The following is a 26,400-nucleotide window of genomic DNA, read 5'->3' on the forward strand; positions in this document are numbered from 1 at the left end:
AAACACTAACGAAGCCGCTTTAGCATATTGGCGGCTTAATCTTTCAAGATGGTACCAAAGGAGCATCTGCGTTGCCCTGCTTCTGTTTCTGCCCTGACATTTTACCCAATATCACCCTCAATCAGCTGGCTCCGTTAGTTATGAAAGCGGGTGAGGCAACCAAACTCCCCCGCATTAAAGGACCAGCCATCAAGGTCCCTCCTCCTCATTTATTATTAGGACTTCGCCCTTTCAATTTTCTGAGCCTTGCTCAATTTTTGCAATTAAACCAGAGCATCAACCACCGCCTTACGGCAGCGTCGGATCTGGCACTTACAACAACAGAGTCCACAACTTTGCCAGCGACCCATATCAAGCTCAAAAAACTTGCTCAAACTTCAGCGAAGTTCGTGTTGCCTTTTGCACTTAATCTGGCTGCACTCCCTGCGCACATTCTTGCAAAATTGGGACTGGCAGCGCAGCTTATTTTGCAAATCAAAGGCCTCGGGCTAAATCCATTCAATCTTCACCTAGGCAAACTCACGATCATGCTTCCAAAAGCCAAACTAGCCCTGCCTTTGCTTGGTCTGGTCGATGTAGGTCTAAAACAAAAACTGAATATGAATGCCGAGGCCGATTTACGCGCCTTATCAAAAATGCTCGCTGACTTTGGTCGATTGAATCTTGGGTTTAAATTCGACCTGAAGGCAGCCTTTAAGATTCTGGCGGCCTTGAATGTGATAGGCCTTTTGCAGCAAGCGTTTGGGGAAAACCTATTTTCAGGAAACATAAAAGTCTGGGCACGTATTACTGCAAAGCTAAAGATCTTTTCAAAACTCCTCCCAAAGCTTGTATTGAAGTTGCCTGCCCTGAAGCTTGACCTAAGCAAACTGGGCCTGAAGGCACACCAAGTACACTGGCTTAAGAATGCCAACCGCATTTCGGTACGAGCGACCGCCCGAGCTTCGCTGAAGGCATCAGCGCGTTTGAATGCAGCAGCATTTGCCAGAACTGAAGCTGCCATTGGCCTCACCTCCGCTTTGTCCGCTGCTCTCCACATAAAGCCTAGCTCGAATTGTTGTCGCCGCTGCGCGTTAGTATTCTAGAGCGTTCGCACGGAGCGTAACACGTCAGATTCCGAACAATATCCTGCCAGTTTTCAGGTAATCGGGTGACACTTAAATTACCCTTTCGAAATAATTTTGCATCGTCATACGAGTTTTTGATGTGGTCATCGTATCCATATATTTCTCGGATGATTAGACCCAGCGCATATAAATCGGCTTCCATCGAAATGGAATTTGTTCCCAATCCCAGTTGTTCTGGAGCGGCATAGCTTAAGTGAGCTGTGAAGCTGTTTTTGGGCCTTAAAAAAGGTAGTTCTTCGGCGAAGGCACAAAAGCCAAAATCAAGGAGGACAACTCCACATTCCCCTTCGTCACTCAGAAGAATGTTGTTTGGTGCAAGGTCAAGATGAGCGATCCCTTTATCATGGAGAAGATTGACGGTCATGACTAGGTTTTCGCATATCTGGCTCCGCTCTTCTGGAGACAAGACGTCCTTTGCTATGATTTCTGATAGGAGGCCTCCGTCAACCATCCTCAACCTAAGCCTGACCTCGCCTTGGCTTTCGCTTATGGCTACAAACCTGGGTGCAATGAAGCCATCCAACTGCATCAACGCTTTCCTTTCGCGCAGCAGAGTCTGTTGGGAGAGGTCTGATGAAAGAAGTGTTTTTTCCGCAATCATGCAGTTTGAAGTCGCACACCTGTAAAATCTAACTGTACTATTAGACGTGTATTTGCTTTGCACTTTCAAAAGACCCTCAAACTTCAGACCGGTGCTCGCGCACGATGCTATTTTTCCTTTTTTAGGCAACCAGTTAATAACGATATTTTCCATTCAATCCTTACCGTACACACAATGACATGACCTCACGGAATATTATAGTTTTATATTGAGTGGCACCCCTACTCCATTAGAAAACTGCCGGTAATGAGCGCACATACTTGGCAGATATCAGGCCATCATTCCCAATGCGCAGCAGCAAAGCGGGACAGATTTCGAATGGATCCAACGGCTTCCCTTCAACCAATTGAGGAGAACGCACCTTGCGGCCCGGATCTTGAATATGATCCTGACTTCCTGACAATGGAAACTGCTGCCAGCGGCACCCAGGACCACCAAATTGGGGAAGCCATTATTAAAGGGGAAGAACCCGACTGGAAAGAAGCGCTAAGGCTTTCTTCTCAAATACTTACAAGAACATATGACCTTCGTGTTGCAATCATACATACCCAGTCCTTGGTTTCACTTGAAGGCTTTCCAGGCTTTGCGAAGGGGCTCAGTTTCATCGCGAAGATGCTGGATACATTCTGGGACACATTGCACCCAGAGCTTGATCCTGCTGAGGGCCACGACCCAATTATGCGTGCAAATGTCCTGTCCGCGCTCAATGACAGGCGTACAACACTCAACTTGTTGAGAAACACCTCTTTGGTGAACTCCCGCATCTTCGGCGTCTGGTCTTTGAATGAGATAGCAATTGCACGTGGTGATTCAGAACTTCCAGAGGGCCGAGACCGGCCAGATATTGCCTCCTACGATGCAGCGTTACGCGAGACAGGTCACGAAAACATTAGCGAAGTCGTTCACGCTATTGGGACTGCAATTAAAACATCGGAGCATATTCGCGATTTTTTCTCCCATCACGGAGGACTACTCCTTGACGACCTTTTGCGAGAGCTACGCCAGGCGCATTTTTTGCTGGCTCCAGCATTGGAGCTCGAAAATGAAGAAAACAGAGAAAATTTCCATGAAGATGAATGTACAATCGGAAGCCATACGGGAAAGAAAACAGGAAGCTTTACCGGAACAGTTATAAACCGAACTGACGTCTTAAGGGCTCTTGATGAAGTTTGCGCTTATTACAAGCGTAGTGAACCTTCAAGTCCGGTCCCTCTTCTACTTCACAGGGCCCGACGCCTTGTGGATCTTGACTTCTATTCCATCATTAAGGACCTGGCACCTGATGGGGAATTACAAGTTTTGAACATTCGCGGAGCACGCCCCGAGGATGACGACGAGAAATTCGGCTCAACGGACTAACTAAAGTTTGACTAGGACAAAACCACCGGGAACACGATCACATGGCAAAACAAAGTAGTCAAAAATTTATCGCGAGGAATAGAGCCCCTCGAGTCCAGATCGAATATGACGTGGAACTTTATGGTGCGGAAAAAACCATTCAGTTGCCATTTGTTGCTGGTGTAATGGCGGACCTCTCCGGCAAGCCAGAAGACCCACTTCCTCCAGTTGGTGACCGTAAAGCCCTTGAGATTGACGTCGACAATTTTGATGAACGTATGAAGTCGATGAAACCACGTGTCGCTTTTCGTGTTCCGAATACGCTTACTGGAGAAGGTAATCTCAGTGTGGACCTAACATTTGAAAGCATGGACGACTTCTCACCTGCTGCCGTGGCACGCAAGGTCGATGCGCTTCGTACATTGCTTGAAGCACGCACTCAGCTTTCAAACCTAATGACCTATATGGACGGCAAATCTGGCGCAGAAGAATTAATCGGCAAAGTTTTGAATGATCCGGCGCTTTTACAAACACTCGCCGCCGCTCCGAAGGAAGCCGACCTCGCTGCTGAAGAGAAGGACGAGAATAATGGCTGAAGCTGAAAAGCAACCAGATGTCGAAGCCCAAGAGGTGCAGGCCGAAGCTATTGACCCCAATGCTTTTGACTCCCTTCTTAAACAAGAGTTCAAACCAAAATCTGACAGTGCTAAAGAGGCTGTTGAAGGAGCGGTCCAAGCTCTGGCTGAGCAGGCCCTACTTAATACGACGTTGATTTCAGATGACACTTTGAAGTCCATTGAGTCCATAGTGGCTGAGATTGACCGCAAACTCTCAGAGCAAATACAACTCATACTCCATCACAATGACTTTCAAAGCCTTGAGGGATCCTGGAGAGGTCTGCATTACCTGATCAACAACACCGAGACGGACGAGATGTTGAAGATCCGTGTGATGAACATTTCCAAAAAGGACCTTAGCAAGACCTTAAAGAAATATAAGGGTACCGCTTGGGATCAGAGTCCCGTCTTCAAGATAATTTATGAGGAAGAGTATGGGCAATTTGGCGGCGAGCCATACGGCGTTCTGATTGGCGACTACTATTTCGACCATACTCCGCCAGACGTAGCTCTCTTAAATGAGATGGCAGAGATTGCTGCAGCAGCCCATGCCCCATTTATCGCGGGAGCCAGCCCCACACTCTTCCAAATGGAATCTTGGCAAGAACTTTCGAACCCTAGAGATCTAACCAAGATCTTCCAAACACCCGAATATGCAGCCTGGCGCTCGTTGCGTGATGCTGAGGATTCTCGTTACATCGGGCTCGCGATGCCTCGGTTCCTATCACGTTTGCCCTATGGAGCGATGACTGAGCCTGTCGAAGAATTTGACTTTGAAGAGGACACATCTGGCGCAAACTCGTCCAAATATGTCTGGTCAAACTCCGCGTTCGCGATGGCTACCAATATCACTCGTTCGTTCAAAATGTACGGTTGGTGTTCACGAATCCGCGGTGTTGAATCAGGTGGCGCAGTCGAAGGTCTACCAGCACATACCTTCCCAACAGATGATGGCGGTGTGGATATGAAGTGTCCTACCGAGATCGCGATTACAGACCGCCGCGAAGCAGAACTTGCTAAGAATGGTATGATGCCTCTGCTACACCGCAAGAATTCTGACCTTGCTGCGTTCATAGGCGCTCAGTCACTACAAAAGCCTGCCGAATATACGGACCCAGATGCCACAGCAAACGCAAATCTTGCAGCGCGGCTACCGTACCTTTTCGCGAGTTGCCGCTTTGCTCATTACCTAAAGTGCATTGTACGAGACAAAATCGGCTCCTTCAAAGAGCGGCAGGACCTGCAGAACTGGTTGCAAGATTGGATCATGCGCTACGTAGATGGCGACCCTGCCGGGTCCAGTGAACTCACAAAGGCAGAGAGACCTTTGGCCTCTGCTGAAGTCGTGGTTGAAGCTGACGATTCCAACCCAGGTTACTACAGTGCAAAGTTCTTCCTGCGCCCACATTATCAACTGGAAGGACTGACGGTTTCCTTGCGGTTGGTATCAAAACTCCCGTCAGCCAAAGGCGGCTAGCCTTTTAGCTGACGTAGCCCATGGCGGTGTTTGTACAGTTCCGAAATACCAAATGCTGTCAACCGGCACTACACCCTATGCGGTTCGCCGTTTAGTGCCACAAAACAAGAAACCTAAAGTGGAGCAAGCGTCATGTCAATTGATGCATATGTAATCTTTGAAGGGCCTGGTGCCGGAGCTATCGCCATTGAAGGCGAAACACAAGATGATGAGATGGCAAAAAAGAAAGCCTTCGAAATAGCTACTTTCAGCATGGGAGCCGAAAACACTATGGATATTGGTTCCATGCGTGGCGGTTCCGGTGCAGGTCGTGTGAAGTTTAAAGAGTTCACTATTGAAAAGAAAACTGACCGTGGTTCCCCTGGTCTCTTTCTCGCCTGCTGTAACGGCGGTATTTACGAAACCGTCACATTGATGCTGCGTCGTTCTGGTGGCGCATCAGGGAAATCGGGAGTTATCTTCCTTACCTTCACCATGAAGCTGGTTGCAATCAAAGAGATCAGTTGGGAAGGCAATGACGATGAGTGTAAAGAATCTATTCAGATGGAATATGGTGCTGTCCAAATTGATTACATCATGATGGATACCACTGGTGCCATGGGCAAAACGCTTACTGAAAAGTGGAGCCGCATCAAGAACACACGAGATCTTGTTGTTAAATAGCAGTGCATTTTTCTTATCGTTTTGTTTGCCGGGGCTGACCCGGCAAGCATTCCTATGCGCAACAGTCTGGAGTGGTCCCGTATGCATGCGAAGGAACATCTAGCCACTGGCAACCTCAAAGAAGCACTCGAAAGCACTCAGGAAACTGTGCGCGAGCACCCAGAGGACGTGAAAGAACGCATCCTTCTCTTCCAGCTGTATTGTATAAACGGAGACTGGCTCAAGGCCAAGAAACAACTGCCAGTCATTCGTCAGTTTGATGTGAGCGCTATTCCCATGGTCGAAACCTATTCCCGACTGATCGACATGGAGCAATTTCGGGAGGAGGTTTTTTCAAGCGATAAAACGCCCCTACTCTTCGGCGAACCGAAAGAGTGGCTTTCCTATCTCATTCAAGCACTCAAGTTCGATGTAAAGAAAAACAACCAAGCGGCCACTGAGCTGCGCGAGCAAGCTTTTGAAGAGGCCGAAGCCATTTCTGGAGCCATAAATGGTGAAACATTTGAGTGGCTTGCCGATGCCGACCCACGATTAGGCCCCGTCCTCGAGCTGATGATGAGCAACGCCTACTATTGGGTTCCATTTTCCGCGATTAAGTCAATCAGAATTCCTGAACCACGTGATCTACGCGACATGTGCTGGACACCAGTGAACCTGCTTTGGGTCAATGGAGGCCCTGCTAATGGTTTCATTCCAACACGTTATGTCGAAACCGTACTTGCTGATGATGCCAACCTCAAACTCTCTCGACTTACAACGTGGGTCGATGAGAAGCCGGTTGGTCAACGCATGTTCGTATCTGAAGCGACTGAGGTTTCGTTGCAGGAGATACGCTCCGTCAACTTTGATAGTGCTTTGGACATTCACAAGGAGTTAGGCCCAATACATAGCGGTGATGACGGTCCATCATCAAGGAAACCAGATCATGGTTGAGCACCCCATTGCTGAAAGACTGGTCCCGTCCTTGTTGGACCGGCTCACAGATGACAACCCATTTCAGCAAGTGGAAGCGCGTGATGCACGAGTTGTAGGTTCAGTTAACCTTCGGCGCTCCATTCAACGTGACTTAGAATGGCTTTTTAACACAACGCACCTTGGTTCAGATATCAATCTTGATGGTCTACCTGAAGTAAAATCATCTGTTCTAAATTTTGGAATCCCTGATTTAGGAGCCCTTACGAATAAAAGCGTTGAGGATATAGAGACAATTTTACGTGAGGCAATCGCCAACTTTGAACCGCGGATTATTGAAGATACGCTTGTGGTCTCTGTTGTTGAGCCGAACAAGCCACGGCGAGCCAATCGTTTAGACTTCCAGATTGAGGGAAAGCTCTGGTCGCAGCCATTGCCACAGGCCCTCTATCTGCGCACTGAATTCGATTTGGATGTAAACGCTGTGCAAATTGCAAAACCGCGCCAGCGAGGTTCCTGATATGAAGCCTTGGTTGCTTCCATATTACAACAGAGAGCTGCAACATATTCGAGAAAGTGCCTCTGAGTTTGCTGAAGCCTATCCCAAAATCGCTGGGCGTCTTGGGTTGAGTGGTTTTGAATGTGCTGACCCTTATGTGGAACGACTTTTAGAAGGGTTTGCTTTTCTTACTGCTCGCGTTCAGTACAAGCTGGATGCGCAGTTCCCTCAATTTACTCAGCACTTGCTTGAAATGGTGTACCCACACTTTCTTGCACCTGTTCCATCCATGTTGATTGCAAACCTTCAACCAGACATGACACAGGGATCGCTGAAAGATGGTTATTCCATCCCTCGTGGAACTCAGCTGCGCAGCCGCAAGAGCACACGAGATGCAACACCGTGCATCTACAAAACGGCTCACGAAACGACGCTTTGGCCGCTGACGATCGAAGCCACAGACTATCTGGCAAGCCCAAGTGAATTGGCTGCACAAAAGGTGGTTGTCAGAAACGGAGCAAAGGCTGGCCTTCGTATTCGCCTAAAGACGGTTGGCAATATTCCGTTTAATGAACTTGCCCTCGATAAGTTACCGATTTACCTGCGCGGTGGCGGGTCCCAGCCTGTCAAGCTTTACGAGCAGATCATTGGCAATTGTGCAGGTGTAACCATTCGCTCGACCCGCCTCCCCACTCCCTGGCGGATCAACTTGTCCTCAGAAGTCGTAAAGACACGCGGCTATGCTGATGAAGATGCATTACTGCCTTATGGAGCACAGTCCTTTAGTGGTTACCGATTGCTTCAGGAGTATTTTGCCTTTCCACATCGGTTTTTATTTATCGAACTGACCAAGCTACAAGAAGCAGTAAGGCGGTGCGAATGCGATGAAATGGATATTTTCCTGCTCTTCAATCGCGTCGACAAGGATTTGGAGCGAGCAGTTGACCGAGCAAATCTCTCGCTATTTTGCACACCAGCAATCAACCTGTTTTCGACGCGACTTGATCGCCTTCATATCAACGATAAGCGCAGTGATCACCATGTGGTGCCGGACAGGTCTAAGCCCTTAGATTATGAGGTTTATCAATTAGAGGAGGTGGAAGGGTTCAGCTCACAAGGGGATGCTCCACAAATATTCAAACCCTTTTATAGCCTTTCGAACATACAAAACCTGCAAAGCGAAGGTGCCTACTACACAATTCATCGCAAACAACGATTGCCGACAGCAAAGCGAAAAATAACTGGAGGACGCAGTAACTACCTTGGTACTGAGGTCTTTCTTAGTCTCGTCGATGCGAAAGACGCCCCCTACAACCTTGCTCTCAACCAATTGGGCATTCGTGCGCTTTGCACCAATCGCGACCTTCCATTGTTGATGCCAATCGGTGGGAGCGAATCCGATTTCTCTCTTCCGGAAGGTGGACCTGTTGAAGCTGTAACCTGTATCGATGGTCCGAGCAGGCCACGTCCATCGAACATCTTTGGTGAGACAGCCTGGCGTTTTATAAATCACCTATCACTGAATTACCTGAGCATTGCAGATAACAACGATACAGACGGGGCGAAAGCGCTACGCTCAATCCTCCACCTCTACGCACCATTGGGAGATACCTCGACAACCCAACAGATTGACGGCGTCCGCTCAATAAAGTCTACACGAGCAGTTCGCCGGTTGTCAGGGCGAGGTCTTTCCTCAGTTGCCCGGGGCCTAGAGCTGACCATCATACTTGAAGAGGCCGCTTTTGAAGGGACAGGCCTCTTTCTTTTAGGCGCTGTGTTGAACGAGTTTTTCGCCCGTTACGTCTCCATAAACAGCTTTACTGAAACAGTGATAAAGTCCAACACGCGCGGTGAGGTTATGCGCTGGAAGTGCCAAATCGGGAGACGCCACCGTCTATGACCGGCTCCTCGTTCACACCTCCTTCTTCTCTTAATAGCGCCAGAGATGCAAAGCGACAAACTGATGCGCGAGCCAGGTGGCAACCTCCTGCGCATAAGGAGGCCCCGCTTAGCGCTCGCTGGAAACGACGCTTTCAATTAGCGGAAAAAGATTACCTGAGTTATGAGTTTTTGCCGCTCGTGCGACTTATAGAGTGCGCCCACCCCAATAAGCCTCGGATTGGAACATCGCGGCGTTGCAAGGACGATCCTGTTCGGTTTTCGCACGAACCGCATTTACAGTTTGAAGCGACCACCATTACTGCATTCAAACAAAGTATCGGAGCCAAACCCAACCGTCTGACAAGTCGCTTTCTAGGTTTGTTTGGTCCTAACGGTCCTATGCCTTTACACCTGACTGGATATGCGTTCAAACGCGAACACCAACACCGTGACACCACGATGCGCGCGTTTGCAGACGTCTTTCATCATCGCGTTCTTAGCTTATTCTACCGCGCCGCAGTCACAGCAGAACCCGCTTTCAGTTTTGACCGCCCCGACGACGACAGGTTCTCCGTTTACACAGGTTCTATAGCTGGATTTGGGCCCACAGAGTTTCGGCATCGAGACAAATTTCCAGACGTGGTGAAATATCATTTTACAGCTCGCCTTGCCTTACAGACTCGCAACTGCGAGGGACTCCTTGCAATCTTGAGTAGCTTCTTCAATCTACCTGTCGATCTTGAAGAGTTCATTGGTGAATGGCTTTATCTTCCAAAAAACCAAGTCACCACATTAAACGGCTTCCGCAATGCAGGCGTCCTTGGGGTTGGAGCAGCCCTAGGTGCTCGTGTCTGGTCAAGCGATACAAAGTTCCGTGTGGTGTTTGGCCCTCTTTGCCTGCACGACTATGAAAGACTACTCCCCGACGGGGTTTCCATGCCTCGACTACTTTCTGCAGTACGGGCCTATTGCGGCGACGAGCTTGAGTGGGATGTAACACTTGTTCTTAAACGCGAACAAACACCAAAAACCCACCTTGGCCAGTATGGAAAGCTCGGTTGGACCACCTGGTTATCTCCACAAAAACACGGCGGGCCAGTTCGAGACCTTAATCTACGACCACGCGAGATTGTTCGAAAATCAAAAATGACAAATCAATCAAATGATCGTGCGGCGGCCGCCCAGGAGTCCATATGAGTGATATCAAACGAGCATCCCTTTTCGGCAAACTCAACCCAACCTGTTATCAGGCCATCGACAGTGCGACTACCTTTTGTAAGATGCGCGGCAACCCATATGTTGAATTGGAACATTGGTTCCAGCAACTTTTAAGCGCACAAGATAGCGACTTGCATCGCATCATTCGAGAGGCTGGTATAGACGAAGCAAGGCTGGCGCGTGACCTCACCAAAGCGCTTGATAAACTCCCAAGAGGTGCAAGCTCAGTTAGCGACCTTTCTCAGCACGTTGAGGAAGCCGTGGAACGTGGCTGGGTCTACTCAACACTGATGTTCGCCGATAACGCAATCAGAAGCGGTTACCTCCTCATTGGGATCCTCAAGACTCCTGGGCTTCGTAACACGCTCTTTGGTATCTCCCGGTTGTTTGAAAATATACCGATCGATGACATTGCAACACGCTACAAACAAGTCACCGAGGGGTCACCTGAAAACAGTGATGCCAAGGATGGCAGCCATATTGAAGCCGGAGAAGAGACTTCCGCTCCAGCTTTAAACTCCGGCGATGACTTTCTTAAAGCCTACACAACTGATGTTACCGCAAAAGCAAGGGCTGCACAGCTGGACCCTGTGATAGGGCGCGAAGACGAAATTCGACAAATCATAGATACATTAATGCGACGCCGGCAGAACAACCCAATATTGACTGGAGAAGCGGGCGTTGGAAAAACCGCAGTGGTTGAGGGGCTTGCAATTCGCATTGCGCAAGGTGACGTTCCTCCTTCCATCAAGGACGTGCGTATTCTGCTTTTAGACGTCGGCCTCTTGCAGGCAGGAGCAGGCGTTAAGGGTGAATTTGAGGACCGCTTAAGCAAAATTCTGGATGCCGTTCGTTCATCAGTGCAACCCATAATTTTATTCATCGATGAAGCACACACGCTAATTGGTGCAGGAGGGGCAGCTGGCACTGGAGATGCTGCAAACCTACTAAAACCAGCGCTTGCACGCGGTGAGTTGCGCACCATTGCTGCGACCACATGGTCGGAGTACAAAAAGCATATCGAGAAGGACCCAGCTTTAGCGCGCCGGTTTCAAAACATTGTTGTCGATGAGCCTGATCCAGAAAAGGCCGTTGCTATTATGCGCGGTGTCGCAACGATGCTTGAAAAGCACCACCAAGTGCAGATTCTAGATGAAGCTCTTGAAGCTGCTGTACACCTTTCAATGCGCTTTATTCCAGCTCGCCAACTTCCTGATAAAGCAATCAGCCTGATCGATACAGCATGTGCACGCGTTGCCTTGTCTCAACACGCCACCCCTGCTGCTGTTGATGACTGCCGCAAACGTTTAGCTATGAATGAGACCGAACGGGATATTTTGGAACGAGAAACAAGGTCAGGGTTTGACGTTGGAGACAAGCTCTCAGATGTAGAAACAAAACACACAGAACTTGAAGAAGAGCTCAAAGCCCTGGAGGCTGAATGGCTCACTGAGCAAAAGCTTGTTAGTGATATCTTGAAGCTGCGAGAGAGCTACCGCCAAACAAGCGGCAATGCAGATATTGATGCCCAGCCAATTCGCGAAGAACTACACCAAAAACTTGAGGAGCTGACGGAGCTGCAGGGCGAACATCCGCTTATCATGCCGCAAGTTGATGGACAGGCGGTCGCAACCATTGTTTCTGATTGGACCGGCATTCCGACCGGGCGTATGGTCAGTAATGAAATCAAGACCATCCTTAATCTAAGCGAAATCTTACAAAAGCGGATCATAGGCCAGGATCATGCAATGCAGATGATCGCCCGCCGTGTAAGAACCTCTCGTGCAAACCTTGATAACCCAAGCCGCCCTATTGGCGTATTTCTGCTGGTTGGGCCAAGTGGAGTTGGGAAAACCGAAACGGCTCTTGGGCTTGCTGAGACCCTTTATGGCGGGGAGCAAAACCTGATCACTATCAATATGAGTGAGTTCCAAGAGGCACATACGGTTTCAACACTTAAAGGTTCACCTCCAGGGTATGTGGGCTATGGCGAGGGCGGTGTTCTCACTGAAGCTGTGCGCCGCCGACCATATAGTATTGTCTTGTTAGACGAGGTTGAGAAAGCGCACTCCGATGTTCATGAGTTATTCTTTCAAGTGTTCGACAAAGGAATAATGGAGGATGGTGAGGGCCGGAAAATCAACTTCAAAAATACGCTCATTCTTCTTACAGCCAATGTAGGTAGCGATCTAATCTTGAATATGTGCTCAGACGAAGACCTGATCCCTAAACCGGATGGAATTGCAAAAGCACTACGCCAACCACTCTTAGAAACATTTCCAGCAGCACTGTTGGGTCGCCTGGTTACAGTCCCATATTACCCACTACGCTCTAAGGTCATTCACAGGATCATTAACCTACAGCTTTGTCGCATAAGTGATCGTATGCTCAAGAACCACAATGTCACGCTGAAATGGGACGACACGGTCATAAGCTTAATTGAGAGTAGGTGCGCCGAGATTGAGAGCGGCGGACGCATGATTGATGCAATCCTGACCAACACTCTTCTGCCAGATATCAGCACCGAATTCCTAAAAAACATGAGTGAAGGCAAGAAAATTACGGCACTCACTGTTTCTGCAAAGGGTGATGTTTTTGACTATAAATACACAAAATCACGCAACGCGAAAAGTAAACCATAAGAGAGCTAAAACAAAGCAGAGCTGAATATCTTCGGTTTATTTACCATAGATCATAACTGAAACAACACATGTTCGGACTACTTTGAATACACCAAGGAGTCTGAGCATGCAGAGCCTCAAGCAATCAAAGACGGAACCACCAGCGCGCCTCTTCTCGCAGCGTCAATTTTCATTGCAACTTCAGGGCTTGAACAACGATCAGTCGGCAACCATGCCGTTGCTGAACAACAACAATCTCACAAAGCAAGCCCGTGAAGGTTATTTACATGGCCCACATGCTCCTCACCTTGGCCACGTAGACAGAACACGGTCAACTCATAGACCGCCTAAGCGTGATGTTGCTGTCTACTGTCCCAAATCTAAAGGGCTTTGAAGAACAAACAGGTAAGAGCAAGAGAGATGGTGATGGGTGCCTCAAGTAACGACGACGCTTTTGGTGAAGGGTTTGGTAGCACTGTTGATGGCGACGGATCGCAGTCCGCTAAAGGCCCTGCAACACATAAGTATGAACCAAATTTTGGTGATATTTCGTGCCAAGCTCCAAAACTAAACATCACCACTCAAAGCCCTTTCCACTTGGTCGTGATTGGGGATTTCTCAGGCAGAGCGAACCGTATGGCCCTACATACTGCTAATGAACTTGCAGGGCTCAAAGGCCACAATGTTGACGTGGATACTGCAGAGGACCTTCCCGCTAGGCTCAAAATAAAACTTGATCTGGACTTAGCCGGGGATGGTCAAGTTGTTCATTTTGAGCCTTCCTCAATTGAGTCCTTTCACCCAGATGAGATCATCGAGGAGTTTGAGATCTTCGACGAGCTGAAAGCACTGCGTTCAGCATTGAAGAATGCAGGTACGTTCAGCAGCGCTGTCGCTACAATAGATGAATGGCAGGAAGAGCAAAGGGATCAACCGCTTAAACGCCGATCTGCTCGCGGTGCAATTATACCTGCTGATAAGAAACTGAGTGACTTTTCTTCCCTCATTGAACGCCCAATTGAAGAGCGCGAAGAAGCAGATGACCTGACTGAGCTGATTGGAAAAATCGTATCGCCCTATATCACACCAGCCGATGATCCAGAGCTAGAAGATTATCTAGAGATCATTGAAACCGTGATGAGCACAACTCTTCGCAGAGTCTTACAGGATGTTGATTTCCAGTCACTGGAAAGCGTTTGGCGCGTGGTGGACATGCTCTCACGGCGCATAGAGACGTCTAGTTTACTAAAGATCACAATCTACGACATATCGGCGGAAGACTTTGCACATGATCTGAGCGCAACCAATACTCTAGAGGATACAGGTTTGTATCGTCTATTTGTCGAGAATGCTCTTCAAGAGGACGGTGTTGGCACCCCAAGTGCAATTGTCGGCCTTTATACATTCGATATGACGCCGCCGCATGCTGAACTCTTAGGTCGCATGGCTAAAATCTGCGCGCATGCTCACGCACCATTCCTAACCTCACTTGATCGCTCAAATGCAACCAGGAAATTTGACGCCCTTCCAAAGGTAACAAAGGAAGCTTGGCAGAGCCTGCGTGCGCTGGAGGAGAGTAACTACATCGGCCTCAGTTTGCCGCGCTTTATGCTTCGCATGCCGTATGGTGCAAAGACGGACCCAATTGATGCTTTCAATTTCGAAGAATTTGACGAAAAAATTGGGTTAAAAGCCATGCTTTGGGGAAATCCTGCCGCACTGGTTGGACTTGTCCTTGCCAAAGACTACGAGACCAGTGGTAGCGCCATGCAACCTGGCTCCATCCTTACCGTCGATGAGATACCATTTCATTACGTGCATGATCAGTACGGAGATCAGGTTGCCTTACCCTGCACAGATCGCATAATCAGTCACCGCAGCATCGAGCCCCTTATGCAGCAAAACTTGATGCCAGTTGTCTCAATGAAAGGGCAACCGGAAGTTCGTATTGCCTCACTGCACGGCCTTGCGGGACAAGTTATTTCTGGCCGCTGGTGCGACCAGATCACGATCAAAAAGGCTAATGCAAAAAGCTCCAGTGCTTCTGGCGGCCTTGTGACTGATGGCGCAGCCGCTTTAGCTCAAGCTCCCAAAGGTGCTGTCGTTGTAGAAACGATAACTGATCCGAAGAAGACCCCTGAAACAATTTTTCGCATTGAAGTCGAAGCGCCAAAACCAGATATCACGGAACACGAGCCACAAACACATGAAGCATGTGAAGAATCCTCCCCTGAAACAGCTTTATCTGAGCCGGATAACTCTGAACTAGACGACCTACTCGCTGACCTTTCTGCTGATGACGAAACACCAAGCAGTGGTGAGGGCGATGGCATGGACCCAGAACTCGAAGCACTTCTGGCAGATCTGTAAAGATATAACCTGGAGAAGACGATGGCAGAACTCATCGAAATTGATCGTGTTCCTGAAATTTTCGTCATGGAATACGGCGGGAATTACTATCTGGTCCGTGGTGCAGCATATCTCGATCAAATTCTGTTTGGCAAAGAGGCACTTGAAATCCCGATCCTTATTCAATCAGTCAACACTTGGGAGGAAGTTCTCTTGAACTGGGAAAATACGGGGGGATCTATGCCCTGGATTCTTAATCCAGGGATCGTGGAGCGAATGGAACGAGATAACTGCAAACTCACCACAACCAGTTTCAACGCCTAAGGCATGACCAAACCCGTTTTAGTAATAGCAGGCCTTTGAATGTGTGCGAACAAAGTAACTGAGAACCGACTGTTCACGATCAATTTCGACGGCGGAGACGACAGTTTCCACCTTTGGAAGCTTAAAATGACAAGTGAAATTAGTGAATTATTCGAGATGACCGTGGACTGCAGGTCCTTTGAACACGACCTAAGCCTAGATAAGATGCTTGGCCAATCTTTGACGGTTGAAATCAAGAAAGTATCAGGGACGAGCCTGAGCTCTGATCAGTATCTAAACGGGTTTGTCACTAAAGCGATCTACACTGGTCAGGATCAAGGTTACTCGACCTATCGGCTCATAGTACGTCCTTGGCCCTGGTTTTTAACCCTCTCAAGCAATTGCCGGATTTTTCAGGAAAAAACGACGCCCGACATCTTAAAGGAGGTCTTTCAAGAGGCGGGGTTTACTGACTTCAAGAACAAGCTCAGTGACAGTTATGAGGCTCGTCCTTATTGCGCTCAATTCCAAGAAACCGATTTCAACTTTGTTTGCCGCCTCATGGAACAAGAAGGCATCTATTACTATTTCGAGTATGAAGATGGTCAGCACTCAATGGTATTGGCTGACTCATATAGCGCCCATGAAAACATCAAGGGTGATTCAAGTTTGCCCTTCTATTCACAAGAGGATCACTTTCGACGTGGTTTAGATCATTTCTGGATCTGGCGCCACAACGAGGAAATCCAAACTGACGAAGTCGAAATCAACGACTACGATTTTACCAAGCCCACAAGCGACCTGAAGGCCAATGCCAGCGAAAAGAAGTCTCACCAACTTTCTGGGCGCACGCGATATCTCTATCCAGGTGTGTATGAGGAGGTCAGCGTTGGGGAGAAGCGCGCCAAAATAAAAGTTGAAGAGGCCAGCGCAGCTTATGCGAAGGTTTTTGCATGCGGCAATGTTCGCGGGTTGCGCCCGGGATACCTCTTTAAGCTTAGCGAATTTCCAGACGATCCCAGGCAGGAAAAAGAGTACCTCATCACCAAAGCTAGCTGCGAGGTAACAATTGAAGTAGGTCGTGAAGAGCAACAAGAATTTTATGATGCGATCTCATACGAAATAGAAGCAATCGACTCAAAGATCCAATACCGCAAAGCGTCCACAACCCCATGGCCAAACATGAACGGCTTACAGTCAGCGATTGTGACGGGAGCAGATGGTGAGGAGATTTGGACCGACGAGTACGGGCGCATTAAGGTGCAATTTCATTGGGATCGGGACGGGCAAAAAGACGACAAATCTTCGTGCTGGGTGCGCGTTGCGCAGTTGTGGGCAGGCAAAGGCTGGGGCGGTTTGCATGTCCCTCGGGTTGGACAGGAAGTCCTTGTGGACTTTCTTGATGGTAACCCAGACCGCCCTATCGTGGTTGGCAGTGTCTATAATGGCGAGCAAACGGTTCCATACGAGCTGCCTGGAGAGGCAACAAAATCAACATTCAAGAGCGAAACGTCCAAGGAAGGCGGCGGCAATAACGAGTTCTTATTTGAAGACAAGAAAGACGAAGAACTTGTGCAGCTCACTGCTGAAAGAGATTACGAACGCACTGTTAAAAATAATGAGACGGTCAAGGTTGGCTTTGACAAGCAGGAGGATGGTGATCAGACAATTGAGGTCTACAACAACCGTAGCCTTACAGTTGATCAAGGTGATGAAACATACACCATCAAGACAGGCGGGCGCACAACGACCGTTGAGAAGGACGACGCTCTTTCGATCAAATCCGGGAACCATTCGATCACAGTTGAAAGCGGAGATCAGAGTATCTCCATGCAACAAGGTGCTCAAAGCGTTGAGGCGATGAAGGACATCGGCCTAACATCTCAAAGCGGTGATGTGAAGGTCGATGCCTCTGCTGGATCTGTCAAAATTTCTGGAACTCAAGCAATTGAGCTGTCCTGCGGTGGAAGCTCTATCAAGATGGACCCAATGTCGATCACCCTAACAGCGGGTCCAAGTTCACTTAAACTTGAAGCGGCTCAGGCGGAACTGAAGGGACTAATGGTGACTGTAAAGGGGGACGTTCAAGCCACTGTGGACGGAACTTTGACGACACTCAAGGGTGCCGGCATCACGACAGTGCAAGGCGCACTTGTAAAGATCAACTGAGGTATAACATGGAAAAAGTACCTACAAATAACACCCTTCTACTTACGCCTTTCAAATCACTCAACGAACAACGTCCTCTAGAGCTTGGCGATGATGCGAAGTTGTTAATAGATGACGGGAACGCAGCTATTGAAGTTATTGATATGCTCGCCAATGAGAGTCTCATATCGGATGCCATCAAGGTTCTTGCTCATGCGCTGAGTAAGCCACGTGCGGTCTGGTGGGCCAGCCAGGTCACCCGTGCGTCTTTTCCAGAAAGTACCTCTCCTTCCCAACAGGATGAGACTGCTTTGAAAACTGCGGAGGACTGGGTTCGAAAGCAAGACGAGGACCTTCGCGTCACCGCAATGAAAGTTGCAGATGACGGCCAGTATAAGAGTGCTGCCAGCCTTGCTGCTGCGGCTGCCGGCTGGAGCGGCGGAAGCATGGGTTCTCCAGAGTTTGATCCAGTACCTCCCCCAGAAAACCTGACTAGTATTGCCGTGGGGTCATCTATAGCTTTGTCGGTGTATGACAGCAACGTGGAGGACCCAAAAGAGTTCTTAGCCAAAGCTTTTAAATTAGGCCGAGCACTCGCTGATAATGAAATTGAGGCCCTATGAGTTTCCCAGCAGCACGTATGACAGACATGCATGTTTGTCCAATGGTGAACGGTATCGTCCCTCACGTCGGAGGTCCGATATCCCTAGGAGCGCCGACGGTATTAATAGGGAACTTGCCCGCAGCTCGCATGAGCGACATGTGTGTATGCGTTGGGCCTCCTGACACAATTATGAAAGGCAGTGTCACCACGTTGATCGCGGGGCTACCCGCCGCGCGTATGCTGGATATCACTGCTCATGGCGGCACGATAATCCTTGGTTGGCCCACAGTTCTGATCGGGGGCTGAGGGGTATGACTGAACACACGAGCATCGTTTTGGTACTCATTTTGACCAAGGGGCATGAGTTGGTCGATACAGCAAAATGCACGCGGATATTGCACAAAGAGCGTTGCGTCATTGGGCGTGGAAGTCGCGCGGATTGGATACTTCCTGACCCTGCGAACCAAATCTCTCGTCGTCACTGTTCCATTGAATGGACAGATGGCTTGTACCGCCTCACTGATACGAGCTCCAACGGGACGTTCGTCAATGATTGGGACGAACCTATACCCAATGGCGAAGCGTGTAACCTACAAGACGGCGACATTATCAAGGTTGGAACCTATTATATTAGCACTCAAATTCTGCCGGAGGATGCAGACTCTCGCCTGAATGCTGGTGACTTTTTTAAAGACCCCGAACGGCAGGAAACATTAGCAGATCTGCTCCCGAAGACTGACGAGGGTAGCATTGATGAGTGGATCGAGGATGAAGTCGTTTCATCTGAGGATGAACTCGCTGACGCCCTTGAGGACCCGCTTGAGTCACCTGAGACAATCTTGCGTAGGACGACAGAAACGTTGGACCCTTACTCGACGGGGGAAGGAAAACCTGAGTTTCCTGCCGGAAATTATGGAACGGAGGGCAATAGTCTTGCGAACTCAGTTCCGTTTGACAGTGACTGCGGGATTTCCAGTGAAGAAGGAGCAAGTGCCTGGGATCATAACAGCACCGAATCTGATGCCTTTAAATTGCCGAGGGCCCAACATCAAACCATCCCAGAGGACTGGGATTCGGACCCCAGCAATGGGGCTGAAAGCAAAACCCGTAAACCAAATGACGATTAAGTACATAACGCACATTTCTTCTTTGTTGTTGATCGTTATCGGCCTGGTCTCGTGTTCAGCCGAAATGCCAACACCCGTCATGATCACAACCACAGTCATTGCAGATAAGGAGCTAAACCAAAACGCCCAAGGTATGTCGACGCCTGTGCAGGTGAAGATTTTTTATCTTACCTCTGATGCGGAATTTAAAACTCATGACTTTTTCACTTTGTTTGGAAAAGCAGACAAGGTTCTGGGCAAAAACCTGTTGGATGTGAAGGAAGTTTTCATAGCTCCTGGAAAGATGATGAAGGTAGCAGTCAAGGTTGATCCAAGTGTGGCATTCGTTGCTGTACTTGGCGCTTTTCGGACTGTGGACACAGGGACGTGGAACTCGGTGACGATGGTGCCCAACAACTCTCCATCTTATCTTATTGCTTATCTGAGCAAGCTTGAGATTATTTTGTTGCCAGACAAGACCGTAAAAGAAGGATGGTTTTATTAATGACCACTCATAATAAAGTTATCTGGTCAGAAGGTCTCTTTCTGCAACCGCAGCACTTTCAACAGCATGACCGCTATCTAGAGCAGCTGGTCAGTGATAGCATCTCAAGTATCCGTCCGCATCCTTGGGGGCACACCGATTTAAAGATCAATCAGGAAGCTCTTAAGCTTGGCCAATTTGCTCTCAACTTCGCAAGCGGACTCATGCCGGACGGCACTCCCTTCAAGATGCCACAGGAATGTGATGCCCCCTCCTCCATTCCCGTGCCAGAAAATGTAACGAACTGCATTGTTTATCTTGCTTTGCCCATTCGGCAGCCTGGGGCCTACGAGTACGAGTACCCCGGAGCGCAGGAAACTGCAGCTCGATATGTGGTGCAAGAGTCTGAAGCGCGAGATGCCATAACTGGCAGCGATGCCAGCGTGCAAATGGAAACCGGGCGCCTGAGGTTCTTCTTCAAGTTTGACTTTGAAGATCTGGAAGGATGGATTCGGCTACCGCTGGCCCGTATTGTGGAAGTAAGGGCCGACAAACAGGTCATTTTGGACGATGAGTATATATCCACCGGTCTGGCCTCCCACTCCTCAGCAGTTTTGTTCGCGCATATTCGCGAGGTCTGGGGTTTACTGAGCCACCGTGCAAATGCATTAGCGGGGCGTGTTTCCAACTCAGGCAACAAAGGCGTAGCCGAGATCTCAGACTTTCTGCTCCTGCAAACAGTCAATCGATATGAACCGTTATTCGCTCATTTTGCTCAAACACCGTCCCTGCATCCGGAAGACCTTTATCGGACATGCATTCAGCTTGTAGGCGAACTTGCAACCTTTACAGCCGCAACACGCCGCCCCTTGGAGCTTCCGGCATACCGACATGAGGTTTTAACTGAGACATTTGCCCCTGTCATCGCGCAGGTAAGGCAACATTTATCGGCTGTATTGGAACAGACGGCCGTCCCAATCCCGCTAGAGAAACGCAAATACGGCATTCACGTTGGTATGTTGCTGGATCGTAGCCTTATTAAATCAGCCCGGTTTGTCCTTGCTGTGAGCGCAGACCTGTCCTCGGAGGCCATCAACCGCCATTTCCCTGGTCAGATCACCATAGGGTCTGTTGAACATATACGCGATTTTGTAAATTCAGCATTGGCAGGGATCGCGATCAAGCAGCTACCTGTCGCGCCAAGGCAAATTCCCTATCGTGCAGGTACTGCATACTTTGAACTCGATCCAGCATCTTCACATTGGGATGAGATCCGCGTTTCTGGCGGACTAGCACTTCATGTCGCAGGAGACTTCCCAAAGCTGGTTATGGAACTTTGGGCGATCAGAGAGCAATAGATTGCTGACGGAGATGATGGAGCTGAAATGATGGCAAAGAAGGATTTCACTGCCCTTTCGGTGGATTCAATCGACACCGTTATCTCAACTGACGCACCTGATCAACGCCAGGATGACATTGACAGTTCCAATCTTACGTTCCATCAACCGACAGATTTTTGGTTCCTTGGCGCAGATGATATTCAATTTGCCCCAATAGGAAATAATCCGTTGGTCATGGCGGCATCGAGCTTACTTGCCCTCGCAGCCCGTTTGCGAAACCACGCCCAACACCGCGATGTAAGTGTATTGAGGTCGCATGTCATTTCGGAGATTAGAGCGTTTGAACATAATGCGATGCTCAGTGGATTTTCTTCTAAAACTGTTCGCATTGCACGTTATGTCATTTGCGCAACTCTTGATGACATCATCCTCAATACTCCCTGGGGAAGCCGGAGTATTTGGGCGACACAAAGCCTCGTCAGCAACTTTCATAAGGATGTTTCAGGGGGCGACCGGTTTTATGATCTTTTAAGAAAGACACAGGCAAATCCAAGTCGCGACAAAGACCATCTTGAACTTTTATACCTTTGCATCTCACTTGGCTTTGAAGGCCGTTTGCGGATTATGCCACAAGGTACAAATACCATGTCGCGTCTGCGATATGGTATATCGCGGCTCATACGTTCGCTTCGCGGTGATCGCGAAACTGACCTATCTCCTCACTGGAGAGGCGTGGAGGATGCCTATAGGCCACTTAGATGGTCCATGCCCGTTTGGGGAACATTCTTCGGAACAGCGCTCATTGCGTTGCTGATCTATTCAGTTCTTGCATTTTGGCTTACTGAGAAGAGTGAGAAGATCGCGTTTCGCTATGAATCCTTGGTCAATACAAGCCCGATTGACTTAACGCACCAACCCGCTCCCCCCCGCTCGGCCTTACCCAACCTTCCTCAAACTCAAGCGACACCTGCACAAGCAACTCCAGGACACTCTCTTTCAGCTTTTCAGGCGATCAGCGGCTTTCTTGCACCTGAAATCCGACAAGGGCTCGTGATCGTTATGAATGCCAATGGCAAAGTGATCATCCGCTTAACTGGGGCTGGCATGTTTGCAACGGCAAGAGATACCCTCACAGCACGCTTCGTACCCGTGGTTAATCGTGTGGCTGCAGCTCTTAATACTCAGCCTGGAACAATTAATGTTGTTGGGTATTCGGATAATATCCCCATTCGAAACGCCCGGTTCCCCAATAACGTTTCCCTTTCAAGAGCCCGTGCACATTCCGTGGCAGATCTGATCAAAACCCAGCTCTTAAACAAAGCCCGCATCAACGCCATTGGCCGAGGTGCCGCAGATCCAATTGCATCCAATGCAACGGCAAATGGTAGAGCTCAAAACAGGCGTATTGATATCACGCTTGCACCTCCGAACGCGGGAGGACCGAATTGACGAACGTTCGGCGCTTTTTCCCTTTCTGGTTCGTAACACTCCTCATTACGCTGGTTGTGTGCGCGATCGTTTGGTTCTTTGGTCCGCGCCTTTCATTGCTGGGTGTCAAGCCGCTGGATATGGCTGTGGTTCGCATGTTGGTTGTTATGGTGTTGCTCATGGTGTGGGCGACACTCAATATCGTGCACCTTTCCCGGCGCGCGCGAAACGCCGAGGCAAAAAACGAAGAGGAGGAGGAGGAAGAAAAACCTGAGGTTAATAGCAACGAGCTAGCAAAAAGCGAAGCTGCGCTGGTCACCACAAAAGTGGAAAAAATCCTAAGTATCCTTAAAACCACAAGTGTTGACGGGAAGCCAGGCCGCAGGGTGATCTACCAATTGCCCTGGTATTTGCTCATTGGACCAGAAGGGTCTGGAAAAACGTCTTGCCTGCTTCGCTCCGGCATGAAATTTCCTCTGGCTCATAAACTGGGCCAAAACGTTGACGGAGCAACAGCCGAACCGACACCAGAATGTGAATACTGGTTTAGCAATCATGCAATTATAGTTGACAGTGCTGGTCGTTATACGAGCCAAGACCAAGACGGGCCTGTTGATTCTGCGGGTTGGCAGACTCTACTTTCGCTGATCAAGAGAACTCGACGACGTCAGCCTCTGAATGGCATGATCATTGCGGTTAATCTTGCCAAGCTTGCAACACTACAGTCAGACAAACGCCTTGATATGGCGCGCACCTTAAAACAACGTATTAAGGAGGCGGAAAAGCAGCTTGGCTTACGTTTCCCAATCTATGTCATGTTTACAAAACTGGACCTGATCGCCGGGTTCACAGATTATTTTCATTTCATGGGACGTGAAGAACGTCAACAAGTCTGGGGAATAACTTTCCCGCTTGACGATGTGAAGTCCTCAAAGAATGCGGCCGGTTATTTTTCCTCCGAATATGAGCTACTCATTGAGCGCCTCAACTCACGTAATTACGACTATCTGAGTAAAGAGACGGATATCCAGCACCGTGGCCTCATCTACGGTTTCCCTCAGCAAATGCTTGCGCTCAAAACCGTACTCAACGACTTTTTGACGGAGATGTTTCGGCCTAACCGCTATGAAGATCGCAGCTTACTTCGTGGCGTCTACTTTACCTCGGCTATTCAAATGGGTCAGCCGGTTGATTTGCTGGCAGGCCCACTCGCCCAAGCTTACGGTGTCGGCCAGCAAGCAATTCCTTCTGCACCACCCGACAAGCACGCATTTTTCCTTGAACGGTTGTTCTTCGATCTGATCTTCGGTGAAAGCAATTTGGCAGGAGAAAATAAACAGGTCATGCGCAAAAGGAAGATCAGAAAACGCCTCGCACTGTCTGCCTGTGCGATAATTCTTGCATTCCTGACAACAGTCTGGGTCATCAGCTACCAGTTAAACCGGGAAAACATCATCCATCGTGCACAAGCTGACCTGGAAGAATATCCAAAGTTTGCAGAGCGAATTGATTCCGTTCGCGTGAATGATAGCAACTACCTAGCGGTGCTCCCGATACTTAACTACCTGCGTGATTTACCTGGGGGCTATGCAGAGCAACACCAAACACCAGCACGAAACGAACGCTGGGGCCTTAATCAGATCCCTCAGGTCGCTAAAGATGCCGATGCACTTTACCATAACGGATTAGAGCGGTATTTACGACCGCGTATGATGCTGCGCCTTGAGCAGCAAATGGTTGCAAATATTAGTAACCCAGAATTTCTCTTCGAAGCACTACGCATCTACCTCGAGCTGGCTGAAAAAGGCCCATTGGAACCCGCAACGATACAGCGCTGGGAAGAGGTCGATTGGGGCAGGCTTTACAGTGACCCTCGCCAGATAACCGAGCGTGAGCAGCTTTCAAATCACCTTGCGGTGCTACTCGCGAAGCCTTTCCTAGTCCGCATTGATGTCAACACCGAGCTGGTCTCTCAGGTTCGTGAGATTTTGAACGCCACGCCCATTACAGAGCTCGCCTATTCCTATATCAAGGCAGGTCAAGCCGCCCAAAATCTCCCGGAATGGCGTCCAGATGAAGCTGGAGGCTCAGCCACCACAAGAGTATTTTCGCGTTTTTCTGGCAAACCTTTGAGTGATGGAATTGCAGGTCTGTACACCTATGATGGCTTCCATGGCGTTTTCTTACCGCAGCTGGTGGATAGCATTCAAAGTTTTGTTCGAGAGAGCTGGGTGCTTGGTCCCAATGGTCAGCTAGAGAACAACGAGCAAACGGTTACGCGGATCGAGCGCGGCGTACTAGGGCTTTATCTAGATGATTATGCCCGCATGTGGGATGCAATGCTCGCCGACTTGAAGATCGTCAAGTTCTCAAGCTTGTCCCAAGCAACAGACGTTATCAACACTGCGTCCGGCCCTAATTCGCCTATCAGAAGTATTCTGGTATCGGTCGCAGAGCAAACACAGCTTACAAAAACTTATACTCCTTCAGACGCAACTGGTATTGCGCAAAACGTAGCTGGGGGGGCTGCACGAATTGCGCAGGAGGAAGCGCGTGCAACAACAAACTTGAGACAACAGCAACTGGTTGAGGTATTAGGCGAATCTGTACCTACAAGTGAAGGAGGCCCGAAGGCAGTGCCTCCTGGAACCTCTGTTGCGACACGCTTTGAAGCGATTGATAGCTTTACACTGGGGACAGGAAGCGGAGCCACGCCACTGGACGGCCTGCTAACGAGGGTTACGGATCTTTACCGGGAGCTTAATCGGATCTTACTTGCTAGCAACAGCCAGCAAGATGCCTTGAGCTACATTCTTGGTGGAGGTAGTGACGCAGTTAAAACCTTGAAAGATGAAGCCCCCAACCTTCCTATGCCTTTACAGAGTTGGGTTCTGGAGATGTTACAGTTCTCCTCTCAAGTCACACTGAATAACGCGCAAAACGCCATCAATGCTGCTTGGAGTTCTGAAGTATTACCACTTTGCAGTACAGCTTTGCCAAACCGTTACCCTGTTGCTCAGGGCCAACAGGCTTCGGTCATGCTTGATGACTTTTCGACCCTTTTCAAACCTGGCGGAAAAATCGAAACATTCTTCAAAGCAAACTTAAAGTCATTTGTGAACACATCCTCAACGCCGTGGACATGGAGAGAGCCGGGTTCCACGAACAACCCAGCCTCCAAACAAGCTCTACAAGTATTTGAGAAGGCCGATACTATTCAAAATGCTTATTTTGGACAAGGCGGCGATCAACCTTCTGTTTCTTTTACGATGACACCAGTGGATCTCGACATTGGCTCAACCCGTGTTGCTCTTAACGTGGATGGCACCACAGTGAGCTACGCACATGGCCCCACTCGCCCTGTCGAACTGAATTGGCCTGGAACAGGGGTACCTTCTGCAAGTATTGCGTTCTTTCCCGCGATCGCAGGGAAGCCCAACTCGATCAATCTAAATGGTCCTTGGGCTCTCTTCCGACTGCTGGAAAAGGCGAGCGTGACAAAGACCAAGATCCCTGATCAATATAAAGTCAGGTTCACTCTTGAAAACCGCTTTGCCACCTTCAACCTCGTGGCCAACAGCGTGAACAACCCCTTCTCCGCAAAGTTGCTACAAAATTTCACCTGTCGAAGGAGTGTGGTACCTCAACTTTCGAAAGTGAATAATGCTCGGAAATACTAATGCA

Annotated in this window: 22 protein-coding genes; 21 read left to right on the forward strand and 1 reads right to left on the reverse strand. The window is 49.1% G+C overall.

Going from position 1 to position 26,400, the window contains the following annotated elements:
- The first annotated feature begins 335 nt into the window (after positions 1–335).
- Positions 336–1,085: a hypothetical protein gene (locus BMZ51_RS00445; protein ID WP_208979197.1), complete on the forward strand. Its 750-nt coding sequence runs from the start codon at positions 336–338 to the stop codon at positions 1,083–1,085.
- Here the strand turns inward: BMZ51_RS00445 and BMZ51_RS00450 are convergent.
- Positions 1,045–1,881 (reverse strand): protein kinase domain-containing protein, encoded by an 837-nt coding sequence (locus BMZ51_RS00450; protein WP_068009657.1) that lies wholly within the window; start codon positions 1,879–1,881, stop codon positions 1,045–1,047. The genes BMZ51_RS00445 and BMZ51_RS00450 overlap by 41 nt on opposite strands.
- 165 nt (positions 1,882–2,046) lie before the next feature.
- Here BMZ51_RS00450 and tssA point away from each other — a divergent pair, with 165 nt between their 5' ends.
- The 20 genes from tssA (at position 2,047) to tssM (ending at position 26,396) form a co-directional block, all read left to right on the forward strand.
- Positions 2,047–3,087, forward strand: a complete 1,041-nt coding sequence (tssA, locus tag BMZ51_RS00455; RefSeq protein WP_068009655.1) for a type VI secretion system protein TssA — start codon at positions 2,047–2,049, stop codon at positions 3,085–3,087.
- Positions 3,088–3,128: 41 nt separating this feature from the next.
- Entirely contained in the window at positions 3,129–3,662 is a 534-nt protein-coding gene (tssB, locus tag BMZ51_RS00460) for a type VI secretion system contractile sheath small subunit (RefSeq protein ID WP_068009653.1), read from the forward strand.
- Entirely contained in the window at positions 3,655–5,160 is a 1,506-nt protein-coding gene (gene tssC / locus BMZ51_RS00465; protein WP_068009650.1) for a type VI secretion system contractile sheath large subunit, read from the forward strand. Before tssB ends, tssC begins: the two co-directional genes overlap by 8 nt.
- 132 nt (positions 5,161–5,292) lie before the next feature.
- Positions 5,293–5,823 (forward strand): Hcp family type VI secretion system effector, encoded by a 531-nt coding sequence (locus BMZ51_RS00470; RefSeq protein WP_068009648.1) that lies wholly within the window; start codon positions 5,293–5,295, stop codon positions 5,821–5,823.
- Between the two features lie 54 nt (positions 5,824–5,877).
- The gene (locus tag BMZ51_RS00475; RefSeq protein ID WP_208979198.1) at positions 5,878–6,756 is read left to right on the forward strand and encodes a type VI secretion system accessory protein TagJ; all 879 of its coding nucleotides are present in this window, start codon (positions 5,878–5,880) and stop codon (positions 6,754–6,756) included.
- Positions 6,749–7,255 (forward strand): type VI secretion system baseplate subunit TssE, encoded by a 507-nt coding sequence (gene tssE / locus BMZ51_RS00480; RefSeq protein ID WP_068009647.1) that lies wholly within the window; start codon positions 6,749–6,751, stop codon positions 7,253–7,255. Before BMZ51_RS00475 ends, tssE begins: the two co-directional genes overlap by 8 nt.
- Position 7,256: 1 nt before the next feature.
- Positions 7,257–9,134: a type VI secretion system baseplate subunit TssF gene (gene tssF / locus BMZ51_RS00485; protein ID WP_068009645.1), complete on the forward strand. Its 1,878-nt coding sequence runs from the start codon at positions 7,257–7,259 to the stop codon at positions 9,132–9,134.
- Positions 9,131–10,312 carry a type VI secretion system baseplate subunit TssG gene (tssG, locus tag BMZ51_RS00490; protein WP_068009643.1) on the forward strand — a complete coding sequence of 394 codons (1,182 nt, stop codon included), beginning with the start codon at positions 9,131–9,133 and terminating at the stop codon, positions 10,310–10,312. Before tssF ends, tssG begins: the two co-directional genes overlap by 4 nt.
- Positions 10,309–12,975, forward strand: coding sequence for a type VI secretion system ATPase TssH (gene tssH / locus BMZ51_RS00495; RefSeq protein WP_068009642.1), 2,667 nt, complete (start codon positions 10,309–10,311; stop codon positions 12,973–12,975). The genes tssG and tssH overlap by 4 nt, the downstream gene beginning before the upstream one ends.
- A gap of 106 nt (positions 12,976–13,081) precedes the next feature.
- A complete protein-coding gene (locus BMZ51_RS24015; RefSeq protein WP_068009639.1) occupies positions 13,082–13,348 on the forward strand; it encodes a hypothetical protein in 267 nt (88 codons plus the stop codon).
- A gap of 32 nt (positions 13,349–13,380) precedes the next feature.
- Positions 13,381–15,324, forward strand: coding sequence for a type VI secretion system contractile sheath domain-containing protein (locus BMZ51_RS00505; protein WP_208979199.1), 1,944 nt, complete (start codon positions 13,381–13,383; stop codon positions 15,322–15,324).
- Positions 15,325–15,345: 21 nt separating this feature from the next.
- Positions 15,346–15,627 carry a hypothetical protein gene (locus BMZ51_RS00510; RefSeq protein WP_068009637.1) on the forward strand — a complete coding sequence of 94 codons (282 nt, stop codon included), beginning with the start codon at positions 15,346–15,348 and terminating at the stop codon, positions 15,625–15,627.
- A 39-nt stretch (positions 15,628–15,666) separates the two neighbouring features.
- The gene (locus BMZ51_RS00515; RefSeq protein WP_068009635.1) at positions 15,667–17,775 is read left to right on the forward strand and encodes a type VI secretion system Vgr family protein; all 2,109 of its coding nucleotides are present in this window, start codon (positions 15,667–15,669) and stop codon (positions 17,773–17,775) included.
- 8 nt (positions 17,776–17,783) lie between these two features.
- A complete protein-coding gene (locus BMZ51_RS00520; RefSeq protein ID WP_068009633.1) occupies positions 17,784–18,377 on the forward strand; it encodes a DUF6931 family protein in 594 nt (197 codons plus the stop codon).
- On the forward strand, positions 18,374–18,664 hold the full coding sequence (locus tag BMZ51_RS00525) for a PAAR domain-containing protein (RefSeq protein ID WP_068009630.1): 291 nt from the start codon (positions 18,374–18,376) through the stop codon (positions 18,662–18,664). Before BMZ51_RS00520 ends, BMZ51_RS00525 begins: the two co-directional genes overlap by 4 nt.
- Before the next feature lie 5 nt (positions 18,665–18,669).
- Positions 18,670–19,485, forward strand: coding sequence for an FHA domain-containing protein (locus BMZ51_RS00530; protein WP_082825708.1), 816 nt, complete (start codon positions 18,670–18,672; stop codon positions 19,483–19,485).
- The gene (tssJ, locus tag BMZ51_RS00535) at positions 19,475–19,969 is read left to right on the forward strand and encodes a type VI secretion system lipoprotein TssJ (RefSeq protein WP_068009628.1); all 495 of its coding nucleotides are present in this window, start codon (positions 19,475–19,477) and stop codon (positions 19,967–19,969) included. Before BMZ51_RS00530 ends, tssJ begins: the two co-directional genes overlap by 11 nt.
- Positions 19,969–21,306, forward strand: coding sequence for a type VI secretion system baseplate subunit TssK (tssK, locus tag BMZ51_RS00540; protein WP_068009627.1), 1,338 nt, complete (start codon positions 19,969–19,971; stop codon positions 21,304–21,306). The genes tssJ and tssK overlap by 1 nt, the downstream gene beginning before the upstream one ends.
- A gap of 27 nt (positions 21,307–21,333) precedes the next feature.
- Complete coding sequence (icmH, locus tag BMZ51_RS00545; RefSeq protein ID WP_208979200.1) at positions 21,334–22,737, forward strand: type IVB secretion system protein IcmH/DotU; 1,404 nt, start codon at positions 21,334–21,336, stop codon at positions 22,735–22,737.
- Positions 22,734–26,396: a type VI secretion system membrane subunit TssM gene (gene tssM / locus BMZ51_RS00550; RefSeq protein ID WP_068009625.1), complete on the forward strand. Its 3,663-nt coding sequence runs from the start codon at positions 22,734–22,736 to the stop codon at positions 26,394–26,396. The genes icmH and tssM overlap by 4 nt, the downstream gene beginning before the upstream one ends.
- Positions 26,397–26,400: the final 4 nt, after the last annotated feature.

Origin of the sequence: Pseudovibrio axinellae, from assembly GCF_900110875.1 — a bacterium.
GTDB lineage: Bacteria > Pseudomonadota > Alphaproteobacteria > Rhizobiales > Stappiaceae > Pseudovibrio > Pseudovibrio axinellae.